At 72.9% G+C, this 16,464-nt stretch carries 16 protein-coding genes; 7 read left to right on the top strand and 9 right to left on the bottom strand.

All coding sequences use genetic code 11. From position 1 onward, the window contains the following. Positions 1-2 precede the first annotated feature (2 nt). The 6 genes from NITAL_RS21030 to NITAL_RS21005 all read right to left on the bottom strand — a co-directional run bounded on the left by NITAL_RS21030 (position 3) and on the right by NITAL_RS21005 (position 5,371). Complete coding sequence (locus NITAL_RS21030; RefSeq protein WP_052668295.1) at positions 3-470, bottom strand: PPOX class F420-dependent oxidoreductase; 468 nt, start codon at positions 468-470, stop codon at positions 3-5. Between the two features lie 120 nt (positions 471-590). Beyond that, positions 591-1,595: a response regulator gene (locus NITAL_RS21025; RefSeq protein ID WP_211262568.1), complete on the bottom strand. Its 1,005-nt coding sequence runs from the start codon at positions 1,593-1,595 to the stop codon at positions 591-593. Further along, on the bottom strand, positions 1,592-2,839 hold the full coding sequence (locus NITAL_RS21020; RefSeq protein WP_052668293.1) for a histidine kinase: 1,248 nt from the start codon (positions 2,837-2,839) through the stop codon (positions 1,592-1,594). The genes NITAL_RS21025 and NITAL_RS21020 overlap by 4 nt, the downstream gene beginning before the upstream one ends. Then, positions 2,836-4,554: a sodium/solute symporter gene (locus tag NITAL_RS21015; RefSeq protein ID WP_211262567.1), complete on the bottom strand. Its 1,719-nt coding sequence runs from the start codon at positions 4,552-4,554 to the stop codon at positions 2,836-2,838. The genes NITAL_RS21020 and NITAL_RS21015 overlap by 4 nt, the downstream gene beginning before the upstream one ends. Further along, the gene (locus tag NITAL_RS21010) at positions 4,551-4,895 is read right to left on the bottom strand and encodes a hypothetical protein (protein WP_052669896.1); all 345 of its coding nucleotides are present in this window, start codon (positions 4,893-4,895) and stop codon (positions 4,551-4,553) included. Before NITAL_RS21010 ends, NITAL_RS21015 begins: the two co-directional genes overlap by 4 nt. Positions 4,896-4,933: 38 nt before the next feature. Beyond that, complete coding sequence (locus tag NITAL_RS21005) at positions 4,934-5,371, bottom strand: hypothetical protein (RefSeq protein ID WP_211262566.1); 438 nt, start codon at positions 5,369-5,371, stop codon at positions 4,934-4,936. A 275-nt stretch (positions 5,372-5,646) separates the two neighbouring features. Here NITAL_RS21005 and NITAL_RS21000 point away from each other — a divergent pair, with 275 nt between their 5' ends. The 4 genes from NITAL_RS21000 (at position 5,647) to trhA (ending at position 10,874) form a co-directional block, all read left to right on the top strand. Further along, positions 5,647-5,928 (top strand): DUF4212 domain-containing protein, encoded by a 282-nt coding sequence (locus NITAL_RS21000; RefSeq protein ID WP_052668290.1) that lies wholly within the window; start codon positions 5,647-5,649, stop codon positions 5,926-5,928. 2 nt (positions 5,929-5,930) lie between these two features. Continuing rightward, positions 5,931-7,592, top strand: a complete 1,662-nt coding sequence (locus NITAL_RS20995; RefSeq protein ID WP_052668288.1) for a sodium:solute symporter family protein — start codon at positions 5,931-5,933, stop codon at positions 7,590-7,592. A gap of 157 nt (positions 7,593-7,749) precedes the next feature. Beyond that, a complete protein-coding gene (locus NITAL_RS20990; RefSeq protein WP_157042005.1) occupies positions 7,750-10,068 on the top strand; it encodes a putative bifunctional diguanylate cyclase/phosphodiesterase in 2,319 nt (772 codons plus the stop codon). A 59-nt stretch (positions 10,069-10,127) separates the two neighbouring features. Next, the gene (trhA, locus tag NITAL_RS20985) at positions 10,128-10,874 is read left to right on the top strand and encodes a PAQR family membrane homeostasis protein TrhA (RefSeq protein WP_052668285.1); all 747 of its coding nucleotides are present in this window, start codon (positions 10,128-10,130) and stop codon (positions 10,872-10,874) included. On the opposite strand, the gene NITAL_RS20980 is transcribed toward trhA, so the two are convergent. Then, a complete protein-coding gene (locus NITAL_RS20980; protein WP_211262565.1) occupies positions 10,867-12,111 on the bottom strand; it encodes an MFS transporter in 1,245 nt (414 codons plus the stop codon). The two genes, trhA and NITAL_RS20980, sit on opposite strands and share 8 nt — an antisense overlap. 114 nt (positions 12,112-12,225) lie before the next feature. On the opposite strand from NITAL_RS20980, the gene NITAL_RS20975 reads away from it, so the two are divergent. The 3 genes from NITAL_RS20975 to NITAL_RS20965 all read left to right on the top strand — a co-directional run bounded on the left by NITAL_RS20975 (position 12,226) and on the right by NITAL_RS20965 (position 14,721). Beyond that, the gene (locus NITAL_RS20975) at positions 12,226-12,780 is read left to right on the top strand and encodes an ArsR/SmtB family transcription factor (protein WP_052669890.1); all 555 of its coding nucleotides are present in this window, start codon (positions 12,226-12,228) and stop codon (positions 12,778-12,780) included. Between the two features lie 95 nt (positions 12,781-12,875). Continuing rightward, positions 12,876-13,880: an ABC transporter ATP-binding protein gene (locus NITAL_RS20970; RefSeq protein WP_211262564.1), complete on the top strand. Its 1,005-nt coding sequence runs from the start codon at positions 12,876-12,878 to the stop codon at positions 13,878-13,880. Continuing rightward, entirely contained in the window at positions 13,873-14,721 is an 849-nt protein-coding gene (locus tag NITAL_RS20965; protein WP_211262563.1) for an ABC transporter permease, read from the top strand. The genes NITAL_RS20970 and NITAL_RS20965 overlap by 8 nt, the downstream gene beginning before the upstream one ends. 15 nt (positions 14,722-14,736) lie before the next feature. Here NITAL_RS20965 and NITAL_RS20960 read toward each other — a convergent pair whose 3' ends face one another. Together NITAL_RS20960 and NITAL_RS20955 are read right to left on the bottom strand one after the other, a co-directional pair. Beyond that, on the bottom strand, positions 14,737-15,891 hold the full coding sequence (locus NITAL_RS20960) for a MarP family serine protease (RefSeq protein WP_245617754.1): 1,155 nt from the start codon (positions 15,889-15,891) through the stop codon (positions 14,737-14,739). A 115-nt stretch (positions 15,892-16,006) separates the two neighbouring features. Next, on the bottom strand, positions 16,007-16,273 hold the full coding sequence (locus NITAL_RS20955; protein WP_052668282.1) for a hypothetical protein: 267 nt from the start codon (positions 16,271-16,273) through the stop codon (positions 16,007-16,009). Between the last annotated feature and the right edge of the window lie 191 nt (positions 16,274-16,464).

The following is a 16,464-nucleotide window of genomic DNA, read 5'->3' as shown; positions in this document are numbered from 1 at the left end:
CGTCAGCCGTCGGCGAGGCGGGGTGGGAACCCGCCGGTGGCCACCGGTCCCCAGCGCTCGACGTGGATCCGGATCAGGCACTTGCCCTGGTCGACCATGGCCTGGCGGTACTCGTCCCAGTCGTCGTGCTCGCCGGCGATGACCCGGAAGTACTCCACGAGGGGCTCGACGGCCTCCGGGAGGTCGAGCACCTCACCGCTGCCGTCGATCTGGACCCACGGGCCGTCCCAATCGTCCGACAGGACCAGCAGCGAGGCACGCGGGTCGCGACGCAGGTTGTGCACCTTCGCCCGCTCGGGGTAGGTCGCGATGACCACCCGGCCCTCGCCGTCGACGCCCGCGGCCACCGGTGACAGCTGCGGGGTCCCGTCACGTCGACGGGTGACGAGCACGACGTGGTGGCGGTCCCGGACGAAACCGAGCAGCTCGTCACGGTCGACACGGTCGGTGGTGGCGATGCTCCTGGCCACGGCGCGGCTCCCGGTCGGCGTCGGTCCGAGGGTAGGACCCGGACCGGGTGATCCGGTGCCGGAGGGGTCGCCGGACGGCCGACTCCCCGTCCGGCCGGCGGCCGCTCCGCCCGACCCGGGTCAGACCCCGAGGCGCCGACGGACCGCGGCTGCCTGGCGACGGGCGACGGGCACCACGGACCGGTCGTGGTCGGCCATGACGAGCTGGAGCGTGCCGCCGACCTGGGGCACGACCTCGCGGACGTGGCGGACGTTGACCAGGTAGGAACGGTGGGTGCGCACGAAGCTGTCGGAGAACCGTTCCTCGAGGTCGGCGAGGGTGTAGCTGGTCAGGAGCCGGTCGCCCTGCAGCGGGGTCGGTGCCCCGCCCGGGGCCACGAGCTTGAGCTCGGCGTACCCGCGCGACGCCTCGGCGAAGGCGACGCGGACCTCGTCGACCAGGACGATCCGGTCGCCGCGGTGCACCGGCAACCGCACGCCCACACGTGGTGCTGCCACGGCAGCACCGGCGGCGCCGCTCGCCTCGGAGGCCCCAACACCCGCGGCACCGTCGGGGTCGACCGGAGCGTCACGTCCAGGCGTGTCGGCCGGGCCGGGGTCGTCGCGTCGTGCCAGGGCACGGTCGAGCGCGCGCCGCAGCCGCTCCTGGTCGAAGGGCTTGACCAGGTAGTCGGCCGCCGCGAGGTCGAACGCCTCGACCGCGTGGTCGGCGAACGCCGTGGTGAAGACGATCGCCGGTCGGCGCGCGCCACCACGCGCGAGGAGGGACCGGGCGAGCGCCAGCCCACCGACCCCGGGCATGCGGATGTCGAGCATCACGACGTCGTAGTCGACGGCGCCGACGAGCACCTGCGCCTCCTCTGCGGTGGTGGCCTCGCCGACGACCTCGACGTCGTCGAAGAGGTCCAGGAGGTGGCGGAGCTCGTCGCGGGCCGGCGCCTCGTCGTCGACGATCAGGCAGCGTGCGCGCACCTGGGGTCTCCCTCGGTCGGTCGGCAGCTCGGGCATCGGACGGGTCGATCCGGCGGTGGTCGCCTCGGGCTCGGGGCGCGGATCGGTCGCCTCGGGCTCGGGGCGCGGATCGGTCGCCTCGGGCTCGGGGCGCGGATTGATCGGTGTGCTCACATCGGTAGCCGTAGGCGCACGGTGGTGCCGTCTCCCGGGGCCGAGCGCACGGTCATCTCGTGACGTTCGCCGTAGAGCAGGTCGAGGCGCTCAGCGATGTTGGACAACCCGATGCCGTGCGCGTCGGCGCGGGGCGCCCCGCGCACCACGCTGTCCAGCAGCGCCGCGTCCATCCCGACCCCGTCGTCGCGGACGGTGACGTCGACCAGGCGCGCGAGCGGGTCCACGCGCGCCCGTAGCGTCACCCGCCCACGGCCGACCTTCGCCGCGACCCCGTGCTTGACGGCGTTCTCCACCAGCGGCTGGATCACCAGGACCGGCACCTCGACGCCGAGGACCTGCGGGTCCACGTCCAGCTCGATCTGGAGCCGGTCCCCGAACCGGGCTTGTTCGAGGGTGAGGTAGGTGCGGACGAAGGCGTACTCGTGCGCGAACTCCGCCACCTGGCCGTGCTGACGGACCGCGTACCGGAAGAAGTCGGCCAGGCGGACCAGCAGCTGGCGGGCTTCCTCGGGGTCGGTGCGGACCCGGCTGGCGATGGTGTTGAGCGTGTTGAACAGGAAGTGGGGGTTGATCTGGGCCCGCAGCGCTTCGAGCCGGGCGTCGGAGGACCGGCGGGCTTCGGCCTGGAGGTCGGCGAGGTCCAGGGTCAACGACAGGATGCCGGCGACGGACGCGACGAGGTCCGGGTCCGGCGGCGCGTCGACCGTGCGGTAGACGGTGACCGTCCCCACCGTGGCGTCGCGGACCTGCAGCGGGGCGATGGTCGCGCTGCGCAGGGGGCAGCCCGGTTCGGGGCACCCGAGGCCGTCCGAGACCGTGACCGTGCCCCCGGTGGCGAAGACCTCCTCGCGGGCCGAGGTCCACAGCGGGGTGCCCTCGGCATGGTGGTCGCCCCCGGGTCCGGCGAACGCCAGCATCTCGTGCCGGTCGGTGATCGCCACGGCGTCTCCACCGAGGAGCGGCCGCAGCAGCTCGACCGTCCGTCGGGCAGCGTCCCGGGTCAGCCCGTCGCGGATCGCCTCGGCGGCGGCCGGCGCATCGACGGCGTGCCGGCGGCGTCGTCCCCGCGGGCCCCGCAGCGTGGAGGCGTACCCGACGATCAGGGCGTCGGTCAGCAGCACCCCCGCCGTGATCGTCAGCCCGGTCGTGAGCGGCGGGTCGGCCAGCTGCTGGCTGACGAGCCCGACCACGATCCACAGCGCGGTGATCACCACGACCAGCACGCCGACACCGCGGGTCACCGGCGACCCCCTCGGACGGTGAGGGCGGTCATCCGCTCGACCTGTCGGTCGGCTGCCGTGCCGTGCATCCGCACCCAGGCGCGGGTCGGGTCCGTCGGGGTCGGGTCCCTCCTGGACACCACGGCGAGGGTCAGCGCGGACAGGGGGGCGGCCACCAGCGTCGGGGCCAGCAGGATCGCGCCGAGCCCGTCGGCCGGATCGGCGCCGGTGGCCAGGCCCACCACCAGGGCCATCACGGCGATGCCGCCGCCGACGGTGATCCCGGCGATCGCCCCGCGTGCGGTCGTCCGGCGCCACCAGATGCTGGCCAGGAGCGTCGGTGTGATCGCGCTGCCCGCCAGGGCGAAGGCCCAGGTCACCATCGTGGCGATGACCGACGGGAAGGTGCCGAGCAACCTGGCCGGTTCGACCACCAGGGCGACGAGCGCAGCCAGGACGGACACGGCCACGATGGCGACGCGGCCGGCGGCGACGGCCTCGCCCGGCCCCGCCTCCGGGCGCAGGACCCGGGCCACCACGTCGTGGCCCCAGGAGGCTGCGGCCGCGAGCAGCAGCCCACCCATCGTCGACACCATCGCCGCGAAGGCCGCCGTCGCGACCACGCCGATCCCCGTCCCACCGGCGACGAGGCGTCCCAGCACGAGGAGGGCGTGCTCGGGCACGCGCAGGACCCCGTCGACGGTCAACGGTGCCAGCCAGGGCTCGTCGGCGGCCTGGGCGATCAGGACCCGGGCGGCCGTGCCGAGGGCGACCGCGAGCGCGTAGAACAACCCCGCCAGGCCGAGCACCCACACGGTGGTGGTCCGTGCCGCACGACCCGTGGGCGAGGTGAAGTAGCGGTTCATCACGTGGGGCAGGCCGGCCGTGCCGAGGATCAACGTCACCAGCAGGGCGGCCTGTCCGGTGGCGCCGTACCGCGCGCCGGGCCGCGCGAAGCTGGCGTCACCGCCGTGCATGCGGTCGGGGACGTTGACCACGTGGTCGCCGACGACGGCGGTCAGGGGTCCGGCGCTGGCCTGCTCGACGGCGACGTCGTAGCGGAAGCCGCCTGCGGTGATGATGGCCGCCAGCCACACCAGCACCGCGAGCAGGAAGCCGAACTGCAGCGCCTGGTTCCAGGTGGTGCCGCGCATGCCGCCGACGATGACCACGAGGCTGACGGCGACCGCGGACACCACGACGCCGGTGGCGTAGGGGCTGAGACCGAGGAGGCCGGTGCCGACCAGCAGGTCCCAGGTGAGCCCGCTGCCGACCGACTGCGGCACGAGGTAGGACAGGATCACCAGTTCGACGGCCACCACCGCCACCAACCGGACCCGATCGGTCAGCGGGTCGCGCCCCCAGCCCTGGGTCCCACCGGGGCCCGACGGCGGGCCGGCGAACCGCGCCGCGAGGAAGTCGGGCAACGACACCGCACCGAGCCGTCGCAGCGGTGCGGCGACGAACAGCAGCACCGGGACGAACCCGGCGGCGAAGCCGGTCGCGTACCACACCCCGTCGAGGCCGGACGCGTAGACGGCCGCCGCGACGCCGAGGAACGACGCCGCCGACAGGTAGTCCCCACAGATCGCGCAGGCGTTGGTCGCCGTCCCCGTCCGGCGACCGGCGAGGAAGAAGTCGACGGTCGTCGCGCGTGTCCGCGACCACGCGAGTGCCGACACCACGGCGATGGACAGCCCGAAGAGGGTCAACGTGGCCAGGTCGATGGTGGTCACATCGGCTCGTCGGGGTCGGTGCCGCCGAGCATGCGGTCCTCGATCGCGGTCGCGAGGGTCGCCGCCGCGGTGCCGAGCGCGAGGAAGAACACGTAGAGACCGACGGCCGCGACGAGGAAGTTGGGCGACAGACCGCCCGCCAGCCTCGCATCGCTCCACCACGGCAGCACGAGGGTCAGGACGGGCACCGAGCCGGTGACGAGGAGGAACACCAACCCGTACCCGATGGCGGTGCGACGCTGGGTGGCGACGGCCGCGTCGACCTCGGCGGGCGCGTCGGAAGCCGCGGGGCCGCTCGAGGCAGCCCTCGCCTGGTCGCCACCTGCCGGTCCGTCTCCCACGACCGGTGACGGTAGCCCGCCCAGCGGCGGGTCACCGGTCACCGGTCGCCGGCACCACGCAGCAGTTGGAGCGCGGCGCTCGCGGCCACAGCGCCGCCCGCCACGGTGAGCAGGAGGCCGAACGAGGGGGCGCAGACACGGAAGTCGCACCCGATGGCGACCAGGCGGGCCACCTGCCAGCCGCCGAGGACGAGCGGCGTCACGGCGGCCACCACGGCGTGTGCGACGACGACGGATCGGCGTCGGAAGAACACCGCGCCGGCCAGGCCGATGCCACCTGCGGCGAGGGTGTAGATGCCCGCACCGGCGACGCCGAGGACGTTGCCGGCGACGGTGTCGATCCACGGGGTCACGGCGCCGAGCAGGAGCAGGAGCGAGGCGACCAGCAGCCGGCGCTGGGGGCGTCCGTGGTAGGGCCATCGCGGAGGCGGTGGCGCAGCAGGCGGCCCGTGGCGGGTGGCGGTCGAGGTGGTCACGAGCACGACCCTACGGCGCGTCGTGCGACCCACCAGGTGGCGGCCGACCAACGGGCCACGGTGCCGCCTGACCGGTCGTGGACGGCCGACGAACGGTCGGAAGGCCCCGGTCAGCTGCCCCGCGGGCGCCGTCCGGCCGCTGAACGGTGGCGACGTGCCGCTCGTGGGGTGCCCGTTGCCCGCCGTCCGCGGCCTGACGAGCGTGTGCCACGTCGCGGGAGGAGAGCCCGCGCAGCACCGAACCGAACGACCACCCCGGGAGAGAGGGCAGCACCGTGGACGATGGGCAACGCAAGGCCTACTGGCGCAGGAACGTGCGACTGATCGGAGCGCTGCTCGCGGTCTGGTTCGCGGTCTCCTTCGGCGCCGGGATCCTGTTCGTGCAACCGCTCAACGACCTCGGGACGATCTTCAACGTGCCGATCGGGTTCTGGTTCGCCCAGCAGGGATCGATCATCACCTTCGTGGTGCTGATCGGCATCTACGTCCTGCGGATGGACAGGCTCGACGACGAGTTCGGGGTCGCCGAACGTGACGAGCACGGGCGGAGGCACTGACCATGGGAATCCTCGGCTGGACCATCTTCTGGGTCATCGGGACCTTCGGGCTCTACTTCACCATCGCCTGGCGCAGCCGGGTCAGCACCACGGAGGGCTTCTACGTCGCGGGCAAGGGCATCCCGGCGCCCGCGAACGGTGCTGCCATCGCGGCGGACTGGATGTCGGCCGCCTCGTTCATCTCGATGGCCGGGATCGTGGCCTTCGGCGGCTACGACGCGTCGTTCTACCTGATGGGGTGGACCGGCGGGTACGTGCTCCTCGCCGTCCTGTTGGCGCCCTACCTGCGCAAGTTCGGGAAGTTCACCGTCCCCGACTTCTTCGGTGATCGGTACTCGTCGACGGCGCGGCTCGTCGCGGCGCTGGCGGCCATCTTCGTCTCGTTCACGTACGTCGTCGGTCAGATGCAGGGCGTCGGCATCGTCTTCGGACGGTTCCTCAACGTCAACGTCTCGGTCGGCGTGATGATCGGGATGGGTGTGGTGCTGTTCTACGCCGTCCTCGGCGGCATGAAGGGCATCACCTGGGTCCAGGTGGCGCAGTACACCGTGCTGATCATCGCCTACCTGATCCCCGCCTTCGCGATCGCATCGCAGATCGGCAACAACCCCATCCCGCACCTGTCGTTCGGTGCGATCCTGCAGGAGCTCGACGGGTTGCAGGAGGCGCTCGGGTTCGCCGCCTACTCGGCGCCGTTCGTGAACCGAAGCCAGCTCGACGTCATGCTGGCGACCGCCTCCTTGATGATCGGAACGGCCGGCCTGCCCCACGTCATCGTCCGCTTCTACACCGCCAAGAGCGTCCGTGCCGCCAGGTACTCGGCGTTCTGGGCCCTGTTCTTCATCGCGCTGCTGTACACCACGGCGCCCGCCATCGGCGTCTTCGCCAAGACCAACCTCATCAACGACGTGTCGCAGTCACCGGTCGAGCAGCAGGAGGAGTGGGTCCGCAACTGGCAGGACATCGGGCTGATCACCATCGACGACAAGAACGGTGACGGCATCGTCGACTACACGCCCGATCCGGAGACCAACGAACTGACGGTCAGCAACGACATCATCGTGCTCGCCAACCCCGAGATCGCGGGTCTGCCCGCGTGGGTCGTGGGGTTGGTCGCAGCTGGCGGCCTCGCTGCCGCGCTCTCGACGGCAGCGGGGCTGCTCATCGTCATCTCCTCGTCGGTCGCCCACGACGTGTACTTCAAGCGGTTCCGGCCGCAGGCGACCGAGAAGCAGCAGCTGAAGGTCGGCCGCTGGGCGATGGCCGGCGCCATCCTCATCGCCGGCTACTTCGGCATCTCACCCCCGGGCTTCGTGGCCCAGGTGGTGGCGTGGGCCTTCGGGCTGGCGGCGTCGAGCTTCTTCCCGGCCATCGTGCTCGGCATCTTCTGGAAGCGGTTCAACGCGCGAGGTGCGGTCGCCGGACTGACGGTGGGCATCAGCTTCACCGCGTTCTACATCATCGCGACCCAGTACGCGGGCATGGGCACCTGGTTCGGCATCAGCGCCGAGGGCATCGGGTTCATCGGCGCCCTGCTGAACCTCGCGGTGGCCATCCCGGTGGCACTGTCGTCGCCGCCACCGTCACCGCAGATGCAGGAGCTGATCGAGTCGATCCGGTACCCGGGGCCCCCCGCGAGGGAGCCCGTACCCGAGGAGGTGTGACGCCCGAGGAGGTGTGACATCTGCGGCCGAGCGGCTCGCGGACGGTAGCTTGCACCGTCCGCGTGACCGCTCGGCCGCCGTGGTGCTGGCCGACGGGGGAGTGGCTGCCCACGAGCGCGTCGCTCGTCCACCCCTGAGGAGCCCGAAGGTGCGGAGGTTGCCGAGCTGGTCGCTCGTGCTGCTCGTCGGCCTCCTGCTCGTCGGGCTGTACCTGCCGCTGCCGGAGCGGTGGCTCGGTGACCTCGATGGTCAGGGCGTCATCTACCTGATCATCGCCGTGGGCAGCGCGGTCGTGGTCGCCTTGGCCGCGAGACGTCGGACCGTCGGCCGCGGGGCGTGGTGGCTGATCGCGGCCGGGCTCGCCGCGTCCGCCCTGGGTGACGTCCTGTGGACCGCGCACGAGGTGGTCGTCGGGACCGATCCACCGTTCCCGTGGATCGCCGACGGGCCCTACGTCCTCGGCTGGCTCGCCATCGTGGTGGGCGTCGGTGCGTTGGTCCGCGACCCGGACCGCGGTCGTCGTCTCGCGGTGACCCTGGATGCCGGTGTCATCACCCTGGCCGGCGCGGTGCTCCTGTGGCTGCTCGTGGTCGCCGACCTCGTTCGCGACGGGGAGGCCTCGGGGCTCGAGCTGGTGGTGTCCCTGGCCTACCCGGTCCTCGACCTGGCGCTGCTCGGCATCCTCGTGGCCCTGCTGCTCGACCGACGGCGAGCGACCCCCACGTCGCACCTGATCGCCCTCGCGGCCGGTGTTCAGCTGGTCGCGGACGTCGTGTACGCGCGGGGCGTGCCCCTGGAGATCTACGCGACCGGCGACCCGGCCGACCTCGGGTGGCTGCTCGCCTACGTGCTGCTCGCCGCGGCCGCACTGCACCCCTCGGCCGACCGGATCGGTGCGATCGGCGCGGCCCCCGAAGCCCTGTCGCACCGGCGGGTGCTGCTGCTGTGGGTCACCGTGGTCTCCACCACCGCCCTGGCGGTCGCCGCTGGCTACCCGACCGTCGACGCGTCACCGCAGCTGACCTACACCCACGTGGCCGTGGGTGCGGGGGCGACGCTGCTCATGGCCAGCTTGGTGCTGTGGCGGCTGGCGTTGGCGGCGACCTCCCTCAGCGAGGCGTTGGCGGAGCGTGGCAGCCTCCAACGGCAGCTGGAGCACGAGGCGAGCCACGATGCGCTGACCGGGCTCGCCAACCGGCGCCGTTTCACGGAGGTCAGTCAGCGCGAGGCGTCCCGACGCGACGCCGCGGTCGTGTTCGTCGACCTCGACCGCTTCAAGGAGATCAACGATCGTCTCGGGCACACGGCCGGGGACGAGGTCCTGCAGGTGGTCAGCTCACGGCTCACCGGGGCGCTCCGGCCCGGCGACCTCGCCGCCCGCCTCGGTGGTGACGAGTTCGCGGCGCTCGTGCACGACGTGGGGCCGGAGGAGCTGGAGGAGGTCGCAGCTCGGTTGCTGCACCTGATCCGCGGCCCGATCGTGCTCACCAACGGCACGGAGGTTCACGTCGACGCGTCGGTCGGGACCGCCCGGGCGAACGGAGACGAGGACTGCCGGGACCTGCTGCACGACGCCGACGTCGCGATGTACGAGGCGAAGCGTGCCGGCCGCTCGCGGGTGATGGCGTACTCGCCGGACGTCCACGCCCAGGTCACCGAACGTCTCGTGCTGCAGGCCGAGCTGCGTCACGCGCTCGAACGTGGCCAGTTCGCGGTGGTGTACCAACCCATCGTGTCGGTCGACGACCGAAGGCCGGTGGGGGTCGAGGCGCTGCTGCGTTGGTACCACCCGACGCACGGCACCGTGCCGCCGGACGTCTTCATCCCCTTGGCCGAGGCGTCGGGCGACATCATCGAGCTCGGTCGGTGGGTGCTGACCGAGGCGTGCCGCACGATCGCGCGTGCTGCCCGCGAGGTGGGCGACCTCCAGCTGAACGTCAACGTCTCCGCCCACCAGCTCCACCACAGCGCGTTCGCGACCGACGTCGAGGCGGCGCTGATGGAGACCGGCTTCGACCCCCGGTCCCTGACGCTCGAGATCACCGAGTCGGTGCTGCTCGAGGACTCGCCGCTGGTGCGTTCCTCCGTGGAGCGGTTGTGTGCCCGCGGGGTCCGCTTCGCCGTCGACGACTTCGGGACGGGGTTCTCGGCGCTGCGTTACCTGCGCGACGTGCCGCTCGACGAGCTCAAGATCGATCGGACCTTCGTCTGGGGCATCGACGAGGGCCCCGAGGATGCGGCCCTCGCCTTCGCCATCCTGCACCTGGCCGACAGCTTCGCGCTGGCGACCGTGGGGGAGGGGGTCGAGACCGAGACCCAGCTCGCTGCGCTCGCCAGCCGGGGCTGCGTGCTCGTGCAGGGCTACCTGATCTCGCGCCCGCTGCCGGCCGAGACCCTCGTGGCCTGGGTGGCCGTGCACCGGGCCGATCGCGCGGCGGAGGCGGCCGCGGGGGCCCCGCCGCCCGCGTTGCGCTGACCGGCCGGCGGCCACCATCCGGCCGATCCCGGGCGGTAGGTTCCGCGGCCGGTCGCACGATGGAGCCCCTGACGAGCACGATCGAGCCCCCGACGACCGACGACGACGCCGCGGCGCGTCGCCGTCGGGCCGTCCTCGCCCGCTCGGCGTCCGCCGAGCGGTTCGCAGCGGGACCGCGGCCGACGACCCGAGGTCGCTCGCACCTCGTGGCCGCCCTGCTGACGCTGCCGGGCGCGGCGCTCTGGACGGCGCTCACCCCGGCGGGTGCCCCGCGGTGGGCGGTGGCCGCCTTCGCCTGGGGGGTGGCGCTGATGTTCACCGCCAGCGCGCTGCTGCACCTGCGTCGCTGGCCGACCGCCACGTGCGAGCGACTGGTCCGCCTGGACCACACCGGGATCTACCTCGCCATCGGCGGCACGGGGGTCGCGCTCGGCCTGCTCGGGTTCACCGGGCTGCCACGGACGCTCCTGCTGACGGCCGCCATCGCGGGGACCACGGTCGGCATCGTCGTCGAGTGGCTGCCGTTCGCGCCGCCCCGGGGGTTCTCCAACGCGGTGTACCTGACCCTCGGGTGGGCGCCGGTCGTCCTGCTGCCCTGGCTGGTCGCCGCGTCGGGGTGGCGGACGGCCCTCCTGCTGCTGGCCGGCGGCGGGGCGTACACGGCGGGGGCCATCGTGGTCGGCCTGCAACGACCGGACCCCGTCCCGGGCCACTTCGGGTACCACGAGCTGTTCCACCTGCTGGTGATCGTCGCGGCGGCCACCCACGCGGCGATGATCGTCGACCTCGTCGTGCGCCTCAGCTGAGCGGTGCCTCGATCACGTCGGCCTCGTCGAGGTCGCGGTCGCTGATGCGCACGAGCAGCAGCAGCGCCACCAGCCCGGCCGAGCACGCGAAGACGGCGCGGATGCCGATCAGCTCACCGAGCAGGCCGGCCAGCGCGGCCCCGAGGGGCATGGTTCCCCAGGCCAGCAGGCGGAAGGCGGCGTTCACGCGGCCGAGCAGCCGGTCGGGTGTGACCCGCTGACGGAACGAGACCACGACCACGTTCCACAGGACGACACCGGCGCCGAACACCACCATCGACGCCCCCACCAGCCAGCGGTCGGCGGTCAGGGCGGGCACCGCACCGGCCAGCACGCCGCTGAGCACGCACAGCCGCAGCGACCAGGCCCGGCCGATGGCGGCCTCGATCCGTTCGGTCACGAGGCTGGCCAACAGCGAGCCGATCGCCGATGCCGTCAGGAGGATGCCGTACTGCCCCTCCGTCAGGCCCATCGGTCCCCGGGCGTACAGGACGAGGACGGCGAAGGTGGCCGTCCCGGCCAGGTTCATCACCCCGACCATCCACGCGAAGGTGCGCAGCAGCCGGTGGTCCCACAGCATCCGCACGCCCTCGCGGACGTCGGCAGCGAGGCTGGTCGCCGCCCCCGTGCGCTCGGGACGGAACGCGCCGCGGATCCGTCCGAGGGCGAGCGCCGCGACGGCGAACAGCGCACCCGGGACGGCGACCGCGACCACGGCCGAGGCGGCGAGCACGAAGGCTCCGAGGGGCGGCCCGACGAACTGGTTCGCGGTGATCTCGACGCCGTACAGGCGCCCGTTGGCCTGCGCGAGCCGGTCGCGGCCCACCAGCTGGGGGAGGAAGGACTGGGCGGAGGTGTCGTGCAGCGTCTCGGCCAGGCCGAGGCCGAGGGCGACGGCGTACAGCAGCCAGATGCGGTCGAGCCCGACCGCGATCGTGCCGGCGAACGCGGCGAGGACGAGCGCGCGCGCCAGGTTGGCCAGCAGCATCGTGCGGCGCCGGTCGAGCCGGTCGGCCAACGCCCCGGCGTGGAGGGCCGCGAGCAGCCAGGGCAGGCCGGCCGCGAACGCCACCCCGGCGACCAGGGCGGGCGAGTCGGTCAGGCGCACCGCCAGCAGGGGCAACGCCGCCTTCAATATGCCGTCGGCGAGGTTGGCGTTCCCGGCGGCAGCCAGCAGCCAGCGGTACCCGGCGCCGAGGGAGGCCCGCCGGATCGTGTCGGAGCGCTCGACGGTCACGTGCCCTCGACGTCGTGGTGCAGCGGGAGTGGTTGGGAACCATCCAACCGGTGATCGGCCGCAGCCTGCCGAGCCGTTGGATGGATGTCAACCGCTCCGCGGTACGGTGCCGAGGTGACCAGACCGACCCGGCGCCCGGCCTCCCCGGAGGAGGCCAAGGCGTTGGCGCACCCCGTGCGTCAACGCATCATCCGGCTGTGCGGCATCCAGGAGCGCACCAACAAGGAGCTGGCCGACGCGCTCGACCGCGACCCTGCGACGGTGCTGCACCACGTCCGCCGGCTGGTGGCCACCGGGTTCCTCGAGGCCTGTGACGAACGCGTGGGCCCGTCGGGTGCCCGCGAGAAGCCGTACCGCTCCACGGGCGCCTCGTGGACGCTGTCGCTCGACGAACACCCCGAGGAGGCCGGTGAGGTCGGGATGCTCGACGCCACCCGCGAGGAGCTGCTCGCCGCCGGCCCCGATGTGGTCCGCCTGGCTGCCCGGTTCGTGGTCCGCCTGCCCGAGGACGAACTGGAGGCGCTGCTCGCTCGTGTGCACGAGCTGATCGACGAGGCGGTCGATCGGTCGGCGCCGCTCGACGACCACCGGCTCCCCGCCCACAGCGCGGTCGTGCTGGTGCACCGGTTCCCCGACGCGCAGGAGCCGGACGCGGCGGGCGACCCGTGACCGGACCGTCGGACGCACCGTCCGCCGGGACCGGGGCTCCGAAGCCCTCCGGGACGGTCCCGTCGCACCGCACGCACCCCGGAGGTCGGCCACCCGTGAGCGCCCACCTGGCCACCGACCTGCCGGGGACCGCGACCGCCACGCCGGCGGGTGCCGACGGAGCCGCCGTGAGCCTGTCCGGGCTGGCCAAGTGCTACCGGGGGCCACCCGAGGTCCGAGCCGTCGACGGGGTCGACCTGGTCGTGCCGCCCGGCCAGCTGTTCGGCCTGCTCGGCCCGAACGGCGCGGGCAAGTCGACCACCGTCGGGATGTGCACCACCCGCATCCGGCCGACGTCGGGATCGGTCCGGATCGAGGGGATCGACGCGGTCGCCGACCCCTCCCGGGTGAAGCGACGCATCGGCGTGGTCACCCAGGACAACACCCTCGACCGGGCGTGCACCCTGTGGGAGAACCTGGTCTACCACTGCCGCTACTTCGGCTGGTCGGGTCGCGATGCCCGTGCCCGGGCCGACGAGCTGCTCGAGCGCTTCCACCTGGCCGACCGCCGTGATGCCTTCCCGATGCAGATCTCGGGCGGCATGGCGCAGCGCCTGCAGGTGGCACGTGCGATCGCTCACCGACCCTCGGTGCTGTTCCTCGACGAGCCGACCGCGGGGCTGGACCCGCAGAGCCGCATCGCGCTGTGGGAGCTGGTGCACGAGCTGCGTGCCGACGGCCTCACCGTGGTGCTCACCACCCACCACATGGAGGAGGCGCAGACCATCTGCGACCGGGTCGCGATCATCGACCACGGACGGGTGCTCGTCGACGACACCCCGCAGCGGCTCATCGCGGCGCACGGCACCGCAGCCACCATCGACGTGCGTTTCGGCCAGACCCCGGACGCGCGGCTGCTCGATCGGCTGCGCGCGATCGCGGGCGTGAGCGACGTCGAGCCGCGTGGCGACGCGGTCCGGCTGACCACCGACGACCGGACCGGACTCCTGGCACGCGTCGTCGAGGCGGCCGAGGGGGTCGACCTGGCCGACGTCACGCGGTCCGGAGCCAACCTCGAGGCCGTGTTCATCCACCTGACGGGCAGGGACCTGCGTGAGTGACGTGGCGTCGGTCGCGCCGCACCGCGACCCCGGCCGGCTGCGAGCCACCGCCCAGGCGGTCGGGGGGTTGCTCTTGCGCGACCTGCGCGTGCTGCGCCGCGAGCTGTACGCCTTCCTCAGCCGCACCATCATGCAGCCGTTGCTGTTCGTGTTCGTGTTCGCCTACGTCTTCCCGCGCATCGGGCAGGGGATCGGCAGCAGCGACGCCGCAGCGGGCGGCGTGGACTTCGCCACCGTCCTGGTCCCGGGCCTCGTCGCCGTGGCGATCGTGTTCCAGGGCATCACCGCCGTCGCCCTCCCGCTGTCCAACGAGTTCGGCGGCACCAAGGAGATCGAGGACCGCATCATGGCCCCGGTGCCGGTCCAGGTCGTCGCCCTCGAGAAGGTGCTCTTCGGGGGGCTGCAGAGCGTCCTCGCCGGCCTCGTCGTGCTGCCGATGGTGCTCGCGATCCCCGCCGCGCCGGTGGAGGTCTCGGTCACGTCGTGGCCGCTGCTCCTGGCCGTCGCGGTCCTCTCGGCGTCGCTGTCCGGGGCCCTCGGGCTGGCCCTCGGCACCTTCGTGAACCCGCGCCAGATCGGGCTGATGTTCTCCCTGGTGGTGCTGCCGCTGACGTTCCTCGGCGCGGTCTACTACCCCTGGGCAGCGCTCGACACCGTGCGGTGGTTGCAGATCGGCGTGCTGGTCAACCCGCTGGTCTACATCAGCGAGGGCCTACGTGCAGCCCTCACGCCGTCGATCGAGACCATGCCGCCGGCAGCGTTCCTCGGTGCCCTCGCGCTCGCCACCGCTCTCCTGCTGGCGATCGGGCTGCGCGGCTTCGTGCGCCGGACCGTCGGCTGAACCGCGGCGTCGGCCTCAGATGCACGGGCCCGTGAACCCGGGGTTGCGGTCGGCCCCGAGGACGGCCTCGAGTTCGGTCCGGTCGAGCGCGAAGGCGGACGTCGGCTGGTCCGGGCTGATCGCGAAGGTCACGCCGACCACGCGACCGTTGCCGTCGATCACCGGCGAACCGGAGTCGCCCTGTCGGAGCTCGGCCGCGAGGAACAGGACCTCGCGCTCGGTGCGGTCGCGTCCGTAGATGTCGCGACCGATGGCGGTGCGCTTGTCGCGGACCTCGACGGGGGCCACGCGCGGGGTGTCCTGGCCGCCCGGGTAGCCGATGACCACGCCGACCATGCCGACGTCGCCCGTGGCGCGCTCGAGCGGCTCCTGGGGCAGATCGTCGACCTCGAGGACGGCCAGATCCCGGTCGGGGTCGAGCACCACGACGGTCGCCGGCAGCAGCGGCCCGTCGGGCAGGCGCACCTCGACCACGTCCGCCCCCGCGATGACGTGGGCGTTGGTCACCACGACCCCCGGCTGGATGGTGAATCCGCTGCCCTCGAAGCGGCGGCCGCACCCCTCGGTCTCGACGTTCACGGTCGACGCCGTGGCGCGCTCGACCACGGCCGCATCGATCGGGATCTGGTCGGGCGGCGGGCCGGTGTCGGGCGCCGGTTGCAGGTCCGCGAAGACCTCCGGGAAGCGGCTGGTGTCGACCAGGTTGCGCAGCGCCTGCACGGTGTCCGGCGGCGGTGGGGTGAGGTTCATCACCGCGTCGACGACCGCCGACGTGCGCACCTGGCGGGCCACCGACCCCGGGACGACCGACGCGGCGGGGATCAGGAACCAGACCACCATCAGCACGATCAGGACGCCGGCGATCGCTCCCGCGCCGCGGTCGATCGTCGACAGCGGGGTATCGGCGACCGACCGGCGCAGACGGAGACCGAAGGCCTGGAACAGCGTGGCGACCACGGTGACCGTGACGGCGAGGACGACCAGCCCGACGAACAGGCGGACCGCCGGCTGGCCGTCGCCGGTGACCGCCAGCGCGTAGGGGACGGTGACGGTGGCCAGGGCGATGCCCGCGACGAGGCCGATGAAGGAGGCGGCCCGCGCGAGGAACCCCAGGCGCAACCCCGTGGCCACCGCGATGGCGATGGCGACGAGCAGTAGGAGGTCGAGCATGTTCACGCTCCGCACGTTACGCGACGACACCCGACCGCCCGGTCCTGGCTGGCTCCGCGCGCGTGGACCCGCCGCGAAGCGACGGGTCCACAGTTCGGAGCGGGCGTGCGCAGCGTCAGTTCGCCAGTGCCTGACGGCGTCGTTCGCGGTCGTGGTACTCGGCGAGGCGCGTGTGGAGCTTGGCGGCGGACAGCTCGGCCTGGGGGTGGCGGCCAGGTTGACGTGCGACCCACAGGGGGCGCACGTCGCCGCTCCACCCGGTGGTGGTGTCCAACGACACCTGCCACCCCGGGAACTCGGTCTCGAGCCAGGAGATCGTGGCCTGGTCCGTGTCGTCACGCGTGGCGACGGCTGTGGATGTGCGGTCGGTCACGTCGGTCACGGGAGCCCTCCTGGTGGTCGGGAGCGGAGCGTGGTCTTCGGGAGCGGGGGAGCGGTTCGCGGGTGGTGTAGGGGTTCGGTGTACCGGTTCGTCCGGCTCGGTCCGGTGTACCTGCTGCCACCCCCGTCAACGAGCGCACGCAGCCCGGGATGCCGTCCGTCCGGTCCGGTCCGGCGAGGTGCGCGCTCGTC

It is taken from the genome of Nitriliruptor alkaliphilus DSM 45188, from assembly GCF_000969705.1.
Taxonomy (GTDB): Bacteria; Actinomycetota; Nitriliruptoria; order Nitriliruptorales; family Nitriliruptoraceae; genus Nitriliruptor; species Nitriliruptor alkaliphilus.
Note: the sequence above shows the minus strand (reverse complement) of the source record. Positions and strands in the feature narration are given on the sequence as shown.

Bases quoted from the DNA above. Each gene is read 5' to 3' on its own strand.
- NITAL_RS20995 (WP_052668288.1), top strand. From the start codon at position 5,931: ATGGGAATCCTCGGCTGGACCATCTTCTGGGTCATCGGGACCTTCGGG.
- trhA (WP_052668285.1), top strand. From the start codon at position 10,128: ATGGAGCCCCTGACGAGCACGATCGAGCCCCCGACGACCGACGACGAC.
- NITAL_RS20960 (WP_245617754.1), bottom strand. From the start codon at position 15,891: ATGCTCGACCTCCTACTGCTCGTCGCCATCGCCATCGCGGTGGCCACG.